The 12,773-nt window shown below is 46.8% G+C and carries 14 protein-coding genes and 2 pseudogenes; 8 read left to right on the plus strand and 8 right to left on the minus strand.

Annotated features, from left to right (window positions below; translation table 11 throughout):
• Nucleotides 1-13: 13 nt before the first annotated feature.
• Nucleotides 14-595 (minus strand): TetR/AcrR family transcriptional regulator, encoded by a 582-nt coding sequence (locus BUB06_RS07565; RefSeq protein ID WP_048329165.1) that lies wholly within the window; start codon nucleotides 593-595, stop codon nucleotides 14-16.
• A gap of 143 nt (nucleotides 596-738) precedes the next feature.
• Here BUB06_RS07565 and BUB06_RS07570 point away from each other — a divergent pair, with 143 nt between their 5' ends.
• On the plus strand, nucleotides 739-1,272 hold the full coding sequence (locus tag BUB06_RS07570; RefSeq protein WP_080726777.1) for an HPP family protein: 534 nt from the start codon (nucleotides 739-741) through the stop codon (nucleotides 1,270-1,272).
• A 204-nt stretch (nucleotides 1,273-1,476) separates the two neighbouring features.
• Here the strand turns inward: BUB06_RS07570 and BUB06_RS07575 are convergent, their stop codons facing one another.
• Both BUB06_RS07575 and BUB06_RS07580 read right to left on the minus strand, forming a co-directional pair.
• Complete coding sequence (locus BUB06_RS07575; protein WP_039472134.1) at nucleotides 1,477-2,043, minus strand: hypothetical protein; 567 nt, start codon at nucleotides 2,041-2,043, stop codon at nucleotides 1,477-1,479.
• 277 nt (nucleotides 2,044-2,320) lie between these two features.
• Nucleotides 2,321-2,920, minus strand: a complete 600-nt coding sequence (locus BUB06_RS07580) for a TetR/AcrR family transcriptional regulator (protein ID WP_039472135.1) — start codon at nucleotides 2,918-2,920, stop codon at nucleotides 2,321-2,323.
• Between the two features lie 117 nt (nucleotides 2,921-3,037).
• Between BUB06_RS07580 and BUB06_RS07585 the strand changes: the two genes are divergently transcribed.
• Nucleotides 3,038-3,625 (plus strand): NAD(P)H-dependent oxidoreductase, encoded by a 588-nt coding sequence (locus BUB06_RS07585; protein WP_039472137.1) that lies wholly within the window; start codon nucleotides 3,038-3,040, stop codon nucleotides 3,623-3,625.
• A gap of 233 nt (nucleotides 3,626-3,858) precedes the next feature.
• Entirely contained in the window at nucleotides 3,859-4,896 is a 1,038-nt protein-coding gene (locus tag BUB06_RS07590; RefSeq protein ID WP_039472138.1) for a methyltransferase, read from the plus strand.
• 679 nt (nucleotides 4,897-5,575) lie between these two features.
• On the opposite strand, the gene BUB06_RS07595 is transcribed toward BUB06_RS07590, so the two are convergent.
• On the minus strand, nucleotides 5,576-6,595 hold the full coding sequence (locus tag BUB06_RS07595) for an alpha/beta hydrolase (protein ID WP_039472604.1): 1,020 nt from the start codon (nucleotides 6,593-6,595) through the stop codon (nucleotides 5,576-5,578).
• 160 nt (nucleotides 6,596-6,755) lie between these two features.
• Between BUB06_RS07595 and BUB06_RS07600 the strand changes: the two genes are divergently transcribed.
• Nucleotides 6,756-7,178, plus strand: a complete 423-nt coding sequence (locus tag BUB06_RS07600; RefSeq protein WP_010303416.1) for a MarR family winged helix-turn-helix transcriptional regulator — start codon at nucleotides 6,756-6,758, stop codon at nucleotides 7,176-7,178.
• Nucleotides 7,179-7,245: 67 nt separating this feature from the next.
• On the opposite strand, the gene BUB06_RS07605 is transcribed toward BUB06_RS07600, so the two are convergent.
• Nucleotides 7,246-8,433, minus strand: a complete 1,188-nt coding sequence (locus tag BUB06_RS07605; RefSeq protein ID WP_039472606.1) for an MFS transporter — start codon at nucleotides 8,431-8,433, stop codon at nucleotides 7,246-7,248.
• 115 nt (nucleotides 8,434-8,548) lie between these two features.
• Here BUB06_RS07605 and BUB06_RS07610 point away from each other — a divergent pair, with 115 nt between their 5' ends.
• The 4 genes and pseudogenes from BUB06_RS07610 to BUB06_RS07625 all read left to right on the plus strand — a co-directional run bounded on the left by BUB06_RS07610 (nucleotide 8,549) and on the right by BUB06_RS07625 (nucleotide 11,830).
• A complete protein-coding gene (locus tag BUB06_RS07610; protein WP_039472142.1) occupies nucleotides 8,549-9,505 on the plus strand; it encodes an AraC family transcriptional regulator in 957 nt (318 codons plus the stop codon).
• Between the two features lie 192 nt (nucleotides 9,506-9,697).
• Nucleotides 9,698-9,991 (plus strand): type II toxin-antitoxin system TacA family antitoxin, encoded by a 294-nt coding sequence (locus tag BUB06_RS07615; protein WP_039472143.1) that lies wholly within the window; start codon nucleotides 9,698-9,700, stop codon nucleotides 9,989-9,991.
• Nucleotides 9,988-10,476 (plus strand): annotated as a pseudogene (locus BUB06_RS07620) (GNAT family N-acetyltransferase). The gene BUB06_RS07615 and the pseudogene BUB06_RS07620 overlap by 4 nt, the downstream one beginning before the upstream one ends.
• A 205-nt stretch (nucleotides 10,477-10,681) precedes the next feature.
• Entirely contained in the window at nucleotides 10,682-11,830 is a 1,149-nt protein-coding gene (locus tag BUB06_RS07625; protein WP_039472145.1) for a hypothetical protein, read from the plus strand.
• Nucleotides 11,831-11,962: 132 nt separating this feature from the next.
• Here BUB06_RS07625 and ccdB read toward each other — a convergent pair.
• From ccdB to BUB06_RS07640, 3 genes and pseudogenes are all read right to left on the minus strand, one after another.
• A pseudogene (gene ccdB, locus BUB06_RS07630) lies at nucleotides 11,963-12,256 on the minus strand (type II toxin-antitoxin system toxin CcdB); the annotation flags it as partial.
• Nucleotides 12,257-12,262: 6 nt separating this feature from the next.
• Nucleotides 12,263-12,481, minus strand: coding sequence for a type II toxin-antitoxin system antitoxin CcdA (gene ccdA / locus BUB06_RS07635; RefSeq protein ID WP_039472146.1), 219 nt, complete (start codon nucleotides 12,479-12,481; stop codon nucleotides 12,263-12,265).
• 14 nt (nucleotides 12,482-12,495) lie between these two features.
• Nucleotides 12,496-12,744 carry a helix-turn-helix domain-containing protein gene (locus BUB06_RS07640; RefSeq protein WP_039472148.1) on the minus strand — a complete coding sequence of 83 codons (249 nt, stop codon included), beginning with the start codon at nucleotides 12,742-12,744 and terminating at the stop codon, nucleotides 12,496-12,498.
• Nucleotides 12,745-12,773: the final 29 nt, after the last annotated feature.

Below are 12,773 nucleotides of genomic sequence, written 5' to 3' on the forward strand. Positions count from 1 at the left end.
TCGTCGGTTTGCGTTACTGGTGTGTGATAGGCACCGGGTTATTACTGATAAGGGGGGGAAAAGCTAACCGTCTGGCGTGCTGGCGATAAACATCCTCGCCGCTGGTTAGGCCAATAAATTCCGCTCTCACGATCATCCCTTCAATAAACGTCATGATAGCTTCGATTTTGTCTTCTTTTTCTGATTCTTCGGCGGTGAATATCGATAGCAAGAATGACTTGATCCAGGTTTTATGGCGCAGAGCCAGAGCCGTAATGGCTTCGTCTTGCCCTTTAAACTCAGCCAGCGCATGCATGAACATGCACCCCTTAAAGTTCACGCTTCGGAACCAGGAAAAATGCCAGTCCATCACGGCATCCAGACGACTTTCCGCGTCGTTAGCGCCAGATATCACGCTGGCTAACCCTTCCTCAAAGCGCGTATGTCGGCGAGCCAGCACGGCTTCAATCAACTTATTTTTTGAGCCGAAATGGCGATACATGGAGGTTTTAGAGACCCCGGCTTTATCTCTAATTAAATCAACGCCAACGGCGGTATAGCCAAATTCATTAAACAGCGCTTCGGCGATATCTAAAATGTGCTCTCTCTTGCTCATGATCTCTTTCATCGTTTTTCTTCATCAATGATGGGTTGTTTTTACATGTGCAGATCTGTACTCTTCATCTGAGTGTACAGATCTGTACATTCAATGTAGCACAGCAATTTCATAACACGCATGTTTTTTATCAGGGGATGGTCATGAAGAGACTCAGAGGGGGCGGTGCTTTGCCTCCAAAGCCAACATTTATCCAATTAATGAAAGGGTTAGTTGGTGGGAGCATAGGGATTCTTATCCTAAGCTATTTGGGACAGTCCAGCGGCGTACCTTGGTTAATGGCACCCTTCGGGGCAACGTGCGTCATTTTATTTGCTGCGTCAGCGTCGCCATTCGCACAGCCAAGGAACGTCATTGGAGGGCACTTCATTACGTCAGGCGTAGGTCTGATCGCCTTATATGGATTCGGCGACACTCTCGTTGTGTTGTCACTGTCTGTTGGCGTAGCGATCATGCTGATGCAATATTTTCGCGCGGTTCACCCACCAGCAGGTGCCAACCCGCTAGTCATCATTCTGGCAGGGAAAAGCGCCGTGGGGTTTGAGTTCTTAGTCACACCCGTTTTATTGGGGAGCATTGTGCTGGTGGCGATCGCCGCCGTGATCAATAACTATGCCGAGGAAAATCACTGGCCTACATATTGGCACGGTATTGGACAGCGTAAGCGCCAGCCCTGAGGTGGCCTGACTCAGGGATGAGTAGGCGTTTTTGAGAATGAATGGATAGCTATTGTTATAAAAATAATAAACGTTCTTGATGTTTTTTTCGTAACCCGGTCTGACGACACCTTCCTGGAAACGTAGAGAATATTAATTAAAATATTATCGCCAGTACGATACTGGCGATAATCGCTATTATTATTAAATTATTTTGGTGTTTTGCTAGCTATAATTATTTACATTAGCGATTGCCGTATCTAAGGGAATTACCTTGTATTTCCAGTATGTTATTTTTTGGGCTTTAGGCTTGCCAGTTGGACCAAAATATTCTTTCCATGCGGTATCGCTCGTCAATAGATCTGAAAACATCTTGCTTAGATCGCTTTTTGTCCATATTTTTTTGTAACCCTTAGCGCCCGAAGGTGCTGGTGCGGTATATTTTACATATTTTTCAACGGAATATTCATTTTCATACGCCATAAAGACGGTATAGACGGGCTCTTGCGATATTCTGTCTTGATACCAGGGAATGACGACGAAGTGGTGCACGGTCGGCCCAACAAGGAAATGCCACACTGAGGTCTTTGAATCGGTACAGGGGAAGTCTAGGGCAATATTAATTTTTTTCTGCATGTCTTTGTTATTTTCAATCACATTGCCACCGCCTGAGTCATCCTGCGTCTTGCCATAAACAGCACAACTCATTGTTGTGGAAACTCCGGTACAATGATCGACTTCCATAAGCTTAGTATTAGCAACTATCGCATTTATTAGTGCATCATTAGGCATACGAACATTCCTTATATCTTGAGGTATATAATAGTTGGTGTATAAAATCATATTCGTGCTGAGAAATTGAAAATCACAATGGCCCGCTTAAAAAAACATAGAACTGGTACTCTGGTTTGTAAATTATTAAAAGGGACTAGGGGAAATAGCGGAGGGAATGGTGTGATTTATCGGCACAGCTCAATAAGCTTTGCTGAATCATTCTGAGAACGGGGTGGTAAAGTGGTCAGGATGGCATGCTGACCCTTTACGGCTATCTCTAATGGGGCTGGTAAATTTAGTGTCCCGCGCTACACCGTTGCACCATAGAAATAATCACGTGGAACAGTTCATCTTTAGCCTGCTGTTCCGTAATAATCCCTTTAACGGCGGCATAAGATAATCCTTCGGCGGAACCGAGCATGGCCCGCAGCGCGGCGTCATGAAGTGGCTTACCCGTACAGAATGGGGCAAAGAGCCCGCGGCATTTCTCCGTGAATGTGGCATCGTACTCCTGCCTGATTTGTTCAAGCTCGGGGGTTCCGGTAAGCGCCGCCATGACGTTGGGCATTTCGCGGCCCTGAAGCAGTACGCAATCAATATACGAGGTGGCAATCACCGCAGCCAGCTTATCGAGCACGGGCTCAGTGTTACGGATAATGTCATCCATAATCGCCGTCTGGCGAGCATCGTATTCCTTATAAAGTGCAGCTAACAGCCCCGAACGGTTAGCAAAGTGATCGTAAACCACCGGTTTTGTTACACCGGCCTGTTCCGCCAGATGCCCGAGCGTCAGCGCTTCCGTACCTTCTTCCCGAATAATCTGCCAGGCGGCTTTTATCAGCTGTACATAGCGCTCTTCTCTTGATAGACGCTGTCGAGCCTGTGGTTTGGACATTGGCAATATTATCCTGTTGACATTCTTATGTACCAAAAGTAACCTACCAATGGTAGGTTGCTGTTAGTATGTAAGACTATCTCTGACTTCGTTTCATGGCAATAGGGAGTACCCGGAATGCATGCATTACTTGTCGTTTCTCATCCTGTTCATACCTCACTAACGCACAGTGTCGCTACCGCGATTGCGGAAGGGATCGCTGGGGCAAACCCAGAAAATACGTTTGAAATCGCAGATCTTACACAGGAAGGCTTTAACCCGGTGTTTTCTGTGTCAGATATGGCGGCTTTCCAGTGTACAGGTGCAACACCGCCTGACGTCATTGCTGAGCAATCGCGTATTGATAACGCAGATGCGCTGGTGCTGGTGTTTCCGATTTACTGGTGGTCCATGCCGGGGTTGTTGAAAGGGTGGATCGACCGCGTGTTTTCAAATGGCTGGGCCTATGAAGAAACCGCCGATGGAAATGTGATAAAGAAACTGGGACATTTACCGGTACATCTTGTGGCGCTGGGAGCCGTCAACCAGAAAACATTTGAAAAGCATGGCTATGCGGACGCCTTTCATACTCAGATCGCACACGGGATTTTTGACTACTGCGGTGCGCCAGTATTGACGTCTGAAATACTGCTGATGCCGGAACTGAAAACGCCAGAGGCGTATATCGACGCCGCGCGCCATATTGGTGGGCGCGTTTTCCGGTAATCGTTATTTTAAGCCATAGATAACAAATCCTATTTTTAAAATAATAGCGTATTTAAATCATGCCGCTTTAACCCCTTATTTCTTCTGGCCGGATGGTAGATGGCTGATTACCGTTCGGCCAAACGGATGATATATTTTTAGCCTCATTTCCGCATACTTTGCGTATCGGCATAAATGACGTGCTAGATCGTAAACTCATCCTCGCTATGAAATCAGAGAATAAAGGGAAATATATGAATTCCGCTGAGCATGTTAGAAGTATTTCAGAAATCATGATGATGCCTTTGGCCGCAAAAGCATTATGCGTTGCAGCGGAAATAGGGATAGCAGATAAAATAGGGGAGCAGGGGACAACCATCGCTGAATTGGCAAAAGAATGTCAGGCGAGTGAAAAGAACATTTTCGATATTATCAAGGTGCTTGAGGTCTTTGGCTTTTTTGAAGTGAAAGATGAAAATATTATTAAAAATAATGCACGATCTGCGCTGCTGATGTCGGATAACATCAGCTCAATGAAGCATTTCTGTATGCTGTTCGGCAATGAGTACTATCAGGGGTTTGATGGACTATTGCATACGAGTCGTACAGGGGAGTCGGGATTTAAGCAGGTCTTTGGGCTGACATTATATGAGCATTTGGCGCACTCCGCATCACGAGCAGAAATTTATGATCTTGCCATGCGGGATTTATCTCGCCCGGTTGGATATGTGCTGGCGAAAGAATATGCGTCTCTTTTTAAAACGGCTAGCAGCGTTGTTGATATTGGCGGCGGTAGTGGCGTTATTCTGACTGAGCTTATAAAGCAGTATCATCATTTAACGGGCTGTCTTTTCGACATGACCGGCGTCTGCAACCGAAGCGAAAAGCGTGTTGCACAGCACTATCCTGAATTGAAAGAAAGAATGGTTTTCACTCCCGGTAGTTTCTTTGAGGCGATTCCTTCTGGTTATAATATCTATCTGCTTAAAAACATATTGCATAACTGGAACGACGAATTCTGCCTGAAAATATTAAAAGCCATCGCGCAATCAATTGGGCATTCGACGCTATTAATCATCGAACCTTTGCTGGAGCATGAGGAAACCTCACCAAGATTATTGATGAATGCGCTTTTTCAATCCGTTATCTGCCAGGATGGCACGCGATACAGAACGTTGAAAGATATGGAAGATATTCTGACGTTAAGTGGCTTAATCATTGTTGGCAAAAAGAAAATAACTACTGGTCATACGGTTGTTGAAATTAAATTAAACTCTGTGCCACAGGGGTGAATATTGAAAGTACTCTATTTTCCTACTTTTTGCTCATGCTCTTCTAATGACTACTGTTATTAAAGCCATGTTATTAAAAACAGTATTGACACTGTTTTTAAAACCCGTAGATTGGTTACTAACAGCGGTGAAGTTTAAGTCTGCTGTGATGTTAAAGACAGTGAATATGTCTTTAATAATTATTTTGCGATACAGGTCACGAAATATTTTTGTATGGGAAGTCGGTGTTGAGAAAAATTCATACTCTCACATTGATGATGTTTTAAGGCCACGTAGTCAGTATCGACAATCGCAAAAATGGGGTGAAAGCGCGATGATGTAAGGCCATGATTTTGTTTTTATTGATTGCGATTAGATATTGGTTTAGTGATGTGAAAGATATCGCAACGGAAGTAAGGTCACGCATCAAAGAGTCTATATCGCGATGGGGATGTACTTGTTAACCTGCCTATCTTTGAATGGTGATAAGGTTGGCAGAGTGTTTAAATCAGTAAATATAGGGAGGTTTAGCTCATTTTAGTACCCGATATTATCTGTTATAAACGTGTACATTTGAAGCAGTACCAATAGTAGTTAAATGTTATTAAGTCAATGAATGTTAAATCTTAAATCTGCAGTACCTTAAAAGCCCTGGCTAACATAGTCGGGGCTTTTATCATTTTGAACCGTTGCTATACCGTTATTTCAGGTGTTTTTGCAACTCTGCACCTGCCTGCTCTAGCGCGGTGATGACTGTCGGCTCCTCGCTCAGCGGATTCAGCAGGCCGTAATCATGGATCATACCGTTGTAGCGAGTCACGGTCACGGGTACGCCTGCTGCATCCAGCTTACGTCCGAACGCTTCGCCTTCATCACGCAGTACGTCCAGTTCTGCCGTCTGAATCAATGTTTGCGGGAAGCCTTTCAGCTGTTCAGTACTGGCACGCAGTGGGGAGGCAAGAATGTTGTTACGGTCTGCCGCGCGGGTCGTGTAGTTATCCCAGAACCACTTCATCATATTTTTCGTCAGGAAATAGCCCTTTTCGTACTGGTTGTAGGACGCGTTATCGAAGTTCGCATCCGTTACAGGCCACAGCATGACGTTATAACGAATTTTCGGCCCGCCGAACTGTTTAGCCTGTAGAGCAACAGACGCGACCATGTTACCGCCGACGCTGTTGCCGACCAGTGCCAGACGGCTACCGTCCACACCAATTTCCTGACCGTGCTCGGCTACCCACTGTGTTGCCTCATAAGCCTGATTGATGGCTACAGGGAAGCGTGCTTCAGGGGACGGGGTGTAATCCACGTACACCGCTGCGGCACCCGACGCCCTGACCAGATCGCGGATTAAACGTTCGTGAGTTGGGAAATCACCGAGTACCCAGCCGCCGCCATGGAAAAACATGAACACCGGCAGCGTGCCGGATGCATTTTCCGGCTTCACGATTTTCAGCGTAATAGCCTGACCGTTCACCTGGATGGTTTTTTCAGACACCTGTGCGGCTGGCAGCTTCACGCCCTGTTGCGCGCCGATCAGAACCTGACGCGCTTCCTGTGGAGTCATCTGCTCTATCGGTTTGCCCTTACCGGAATTCAGGACATCAAGAAATGCCTGTACCCCAGCGGTCGGTGCAGGGGCATTGATCGGCTGAGCAGAAGCGACGGATGTCATAGATGCGAACACGGCAGAAGTCAGGATGGTGGAGACGGTTTTCATGATGTTGGCCCTTTTTAAAATCGTGCGGTTGATAGGTTCAATCGGATTGCTTTTTGTTTCTTTGCTATTAAATCGCATGAACAATACTTGCGTACAAGTTACTTCTGGTCAAACATTATTTATAATTTTTTTTAAGCTTGTGAGTAACGGAGTATTTAAAATGAAAGAAAACAGTACCCTGGGTGAACTGCTGTGCTTCTCTCTGTATTCGGTCGCCAATGCACTGATCCGTCAGTATCGGCCGCTGCTGAAAGAATTCGATCTGACCTACCCGCAGTTTGTCGTCCTTCTATCCCTGTACGATCAGGACAATATCCTGCTCAAGGAACTGAGCGAGAAAACGCTGTTTGATTCAGGCACGCTTACGCCGCTTGTCCAGAAGCTGGAAGCCAAGGAATTTTTAAACCGGGTTGCGGTTGCGGGTGATGAGCGGATGAAAAAAGTGGTGCTGACTGATAAGGCACTGGCGTTGAAAGAACGGATCGTCGACCTGCCAAATCAGATGCGTTGCTCTATGCGTATGAAGGATGAGGATCTGAATATGCTGCGGCAGCTTTCCAAAAATCTGCTGGAAGATTTATAGCCGAATGGGGGAACGTTCGGTTTCCCATGCTGGATGCCACACCCACGCTCGGGTGTGGCATGCCGTTTTATTGTGCGCGAACTCGCACGCCCGCAAAAACAATCACCATTGCCGATACCAGCAATAATCCGCTGCCAGCAAACACACCGCTGGCTCCGTTGAGGTCAAATATCACCCCGCCACCCGCTGCACCAGCCCCGATGGCAAACTGGATCGATGCTACCAGTAAACCGCCCGCGCTTTCTGCTTCATCCGGTACGGTTGTCGCAAGCCAGGTTGACCAGCCTACGGGAACCAGACCAAACGCAAACCCCCACATCGCCACCAGCAGACCATCCAGTATTGCCAGATGTCCAAAGGCCACCATGGTGAGCGCCAGAATGCCCATCACAAATGGCACCAGCGCCAGCGTTAGGCGTAAGTTTCGCGCCAGTAGATAACCAGCAATCGAGGTACCGACAAAATTGGCGAGGCCAAAGCCGAGTAAAATCAGAGAAATACTTTCGACGCTTGCCTGCCCGACGGTTTCCAGAAATGGGCGCAGGTAGGTAAAGAAGGCGAAATGTCCGCTAAAAATCAGCACGGTCGCCAACAATCCGCCGATCATGCCTGGACGACGCAGCACGCGAAGCAGTGTTCCGAGGCTGCCGCTGCTTTCTGGCTTCATTGATGGCAACACCCACAGTTGCCACAACAGTGCCAGAACGCTCGGCAGAATGCAGAGGATAAAAACGTTGCGCCAGCCAATCAAACTCCCCAGATAGCTGCCAAGCGGCGCGGCAACAACGGTGGCAATCGAGACGCTGGAGAAGATCACCGCCAGCGCTTTAGGCACTTTATCCTTAGGCACAAGGCGCATCGCCGTGGCGGTGGACATGGCCCAGAACCCACCAATGGCAACGCCTAGCAGTAAACGTCCGAATAGCAGCACATGCAGATTGGGGGCAAACGCCACCAGCAGGCTGGAGATGATTTGCAGCACCGAGAAAAACATCAACACCCAACGGCGGTCGATGCTTTTGGTTGCTGGTGTGATGAGCAAACCGGTCACCAGCGCGATCAGCGCCGTCGCGGTCACCGCCTGGCCTGCCATTCCCTCTGTAACGCCTAGACTTGCCGCCATCGGCGTTAATAAACTGGCTGGTAAAAACTCAGCCGTAATCAGGCCAAATACCCCCAGTCCCAGTGAATAAACGGCTCGCCAAGCTGGTTTTGCGGGCGCGATGGCCTCACTTGCCGCTATACATGAATTCATCTGTTGCTCTCTCGTTAGAAAAATGTGACGACTGTCACGAAGCATAGGGTTTTCCTCATGGACGATCTATGACATATAATCTTCAAATATTGATTATTCGTCCGGAGTTAGCACCATGACCGTTCAGTCACCCGATTTGATCAGCGAGCTTCTGCGTGGGATGCGTCTTTCCGGGGTGACATATCGCCGAATTGAAACCCATGCCCCCTTTGGTGTGGCGTTTCACTATGAGCCCGGCAAAGCGCAGTTTCATTTTGTCAGCCAGGGTACGGCGCTGCTGCGCATGGAGAGTGGCGCGACGTTTGTGCTAAAAAGCGGGGACGCACTGTTTATCCCTAACGGGAATTCGCATGCGCTGCTCTCTGATGAAAAGGCTGATATCACACCGGTGTCGGCATTTCCCAGCGAAGCGATTTGCAATTCGGTGTGTGCGATCGGCTGCGAACCGTGCCCCGATACCGAAAACACGGTGATTTTCAGCGGATGCATGGATTTTGAGCTGGGCGGAATGCAGCCGCTGATCAAAGCGATGCCGGAAGTCATGATGGTGAGCCGCCTGATGTCGACCTGGCCGGAAATCCATCCAATTCTTGCGGCCATGGAACGTGAGTCGATGACGCGTCAGGTGGGCTTTGCCGGTATTCTGGCGCGGCTGGCCGATGTCGTCGCGGCGCTCATCGTACGCGGATGGGTTGAAGCCGGCTGCGGTAAGGCGACGGGCTGGGTGCAAGTACTGCGTGACCCGCGACTGAGCCGGGCGATTTACGCGATGCATCAGCAGCCGGGCGTAAACTGGAGCGTCGCGGAACTGGCAAAAGAGGCGGGCACCTCCCGTTCCGTGTTTGCCGAACGTTTTCTCTCTGCAACCGGTACAACACCCGCGAAATACCTCAGCGAATTGCGCATGCGTCTGGCTGTCCAGTACATCCGCCATGAGCATCAGGCGATTGAAACGGTGGCGCTGCGACTGGGGTACGGATCGCTGGCGGCGTTCAGCCGGGCATTTAAACGCATCGTAGGCCACGCACCGGGAGCGCTGCGGGAAATCAGTCATGTTTCTGAGGAGGTTTGATGAGGAGCAGACTTAGACACCAGATTTGAAGCAAACGCGGCAACTGTATCGATCGTCGCTGGCTGCGGTACCAAAATCTTCTTCACACCGTTCGATAGGAAAGTTGCTCCCCATAGTGCCGACAAAACGTAATGAGATAAGCTTTACGCAAACTGTATAATTATCCCCCAGAGGGAATAAAGGGAGGGCATCATGCCGGCAGTAAAAGATGTTTCTGCTAAACGTGTGACATTAAATTTACGTATCAAGCCTGCCGAACACGATCTTATCGATCGTGCAGCGAAAGCCAGAGGAAAGAATCGCACTGATTTTGTTCTTGATGCTGCCCGTTCTGCCGCAGAGGAAGTGTTGATTGATCAGCGCATCATCATGGCAGATCCCGATGCTTATCAGGAATTCTTTGCCCGTTTGGATCAGGCTCCTTCGCTGAATTCCGCGCTGTGTAAAACCATGCAAACGCCTGCTCCGTGGGAACAGGAGAAATGATTTCCGCTCCTGAAGCACTCAACGCTGAACATGTACTTTCCTCATTCTGTTGTGGCGTGGAATATCTGGACAACTGTCTGAAACAACGGGTGATGAAAAATCAGCTCACTGGCGCATCATGAACTTTCGTCAGTTGCGATGATTCAAAAGTGTTGGCGTATTACTCGTTGGCCCCCAGAGCCGTGGCAACGAATACTGCCCCTGGACGCTTTCGCCGCAATATGCCCGATCCGATCCCGGTTGTTGTGCTGGGTCGTTTGGCGGTAGATAAATCATTGCATGGTCAGGGCGTTGGCCGGGCGCTGGTGCGTGATGCAGGGCTGCGGGTGATTCAGGTGGCGGATACTATCGGCATTCGCGGGATGCTGGTTCATGCGCTATCTGATGAGGCACGAGATTTTTACCTGCGGGTGGGGTTTGAACCTTCAGCGATTGATCCGATGATGTTGATGGTGACGCTAAGTGATTTAGTTGGGAGTGTTTAATTTGAACTTGATGTTTTGCTTGTGAACATCAAAAAATGAGCGGTCTATTTAGATGGGGTACTTACACTGACGGCTTCATTCAAGAAGTATTTGTAAGCTGGACGGCGACGTGCAAAGCTCGACTTTGTGCGCTGCCGTCAGTAGGCAAGCCGTTTGAGCGGCGCGGCAGAGCTTTGGTACTTTATTATTTGTTAAGGGACATAATATGTCTGATAAAATTATTTCTGGTGTCACTGTCGCATTTCAAAAGACATTAAATAGTACAATTAAATATAAAATTCTACTTGTCACATTGATTCCTTTTTTGTTTTATTTAACAATGAGATCATATTTTGGAGGATTAGATTTCCTTGATGACTTTTTTGTCAGTGGCCCCTCATTACTCTTAATTACAGGTTCATTCATTTTAGTCGCCTCAGTGTTTTTGATAATGTACTTTGCCTTTTGCGCTTTAATCACAATACCAACTCACACTCCTAAGAATGAACACGATTTATTATATTCAACTAAAGGGGTTTCAGATATACCTACAGTTTCCTTGTTGGTGTGTATTTTATCATATCAATTTACATTGCTAGAGGCTTGGAAAGGATTATTTTCAAAAAATCTTTATTTTCTATTAATGATTCCTGCCTTAGCATTTATTGTTGGTTACTTTTCTTTGAAGTATGTACTTCGTTATTGTGAAGCATGGTATACATATCGGAAATACAAAATAAAAAATGAAATGCCATTGTTCGCAATGAGTATTATGATTGCCTTTATAGCCAGTGCTCACTTTCTTTTCTCTTTAGTCTTTTTTAATAAACATGATAATACATGGAGTTTGGGAGGATATTTTATGTTTATTATTCTAATGGTACTACAACACCTCCCTGCAGTTGCAAGTGTGACAGCCAGAATGAGAAAAAAATCATATAAAGATCAAGCTAAAGCTTTTTTCATTACTGCGAGCGTTGTTTTGTTTTTTATTTTTTATTTTGCTCCTAGCCTAGCTTTAAAAAGCATCCCCATTTCTCTTCAGCTTGCAGGGAAAACAAATTGGGATATTAAAAGCTACATCGTTAAAAAATCTGCGTTGGATGGTGCAGAATACGATAAAAATTACTGGGGGGATTCTAGATCTTATGTGAAAGATAATAATTATTACATAACTGGGGTGATTGCATTCAAAACTAAAGATGAATATATATTATGCCCAGCAAGGCTTCGAGATATTTTGAAAGAGTTGTTTAGAATTGATTTCGTATGGCAGAACATACAAGAGAAATCAGATGCTAAAGTTGAAACTGAATTTATTATCCCTACTTGTCCTAAGATAAAACGCAATGATATTAAAGAGAGTTTAATTTAGTAAACTGATTTATATAATAGGGTGTTAATCAAATTTGTAAGTATCCCGCTAAACCGAGCTATTCATTTTAGAGGTATTTTGGCTCATTGGTGTTACCTAATTTCGGAGGGAGGAGGGAGCGTGATGCAACATTCATGATCCCTCCCAGATCCCCCAAAACATGAGATTAATAGCACCCTTGATTTCATCCGAATAGTCGCCAAGATCCGCGATAGCCTTACCAATAACCTCAACGGAAACACTCGATAGCTCCGTCGTCATCAGCCGATAATCTTCGCCGTTGATGCGGATCTGCGGAAACAACATCTTATTCACTTTATCAGACAGGTGATGCGATTCGATAAGCGGGATGACCATGCGCCGTTTTGGTGTCTCGACAATATCGCTTTGCACATCGACAAACGTTTTGTAATGGCTGGATCGTTTACACGATCACCAGTTCCTATTTTCATCAGCAAAAGAACCATGCTTTGCGATAAATCGGGCGACGTCTTCCATCCCTTCGCGGTTTTCTTTCTTCCACCCCTCAGCATTTATACGACGGGCTTCCTCGCCTATGACGTCATTCACCAGCTCGGAAATATTAACTCCGGCAGCACTCAGAACCTGATAGTCATCTTTATCCACTGCAATACTAATCCGGTGTTTCATGACAGTGATCCTCTTTAACCAAGCGCTTTATATTTTGCAGGGATCTTAGCAATAATGCTGTCGGGGTCTAGAGAAAGTAAACGGGCGATATGGATAAATTCTACGATGTCTAACCTTCTTTCCCCGTTCTCAACTTTGGCGATAAACGATTGAGGACGATCCAGCGCTAGTGCCAGGTTTCCCTGCGTGATCCCTTTGGCAATGCGTGCTTCACGTAATGCCTTGATAACGATTTGATATTCATCAGAGTAAACAGAAGCCATCGATTCAACCCCATAAAATTTGGGATCAA

It is taken from the genome of Pectobacterium carotovorum (assembly GCF_900129615.1).
Taxonomy (GTDB): Bacteria; Pseudomonadota; Gammaproteobacteria; order Enterobacterales; family Enterobacteriaceae; genus Pectobacterium; species Pectobacterium carotovorum.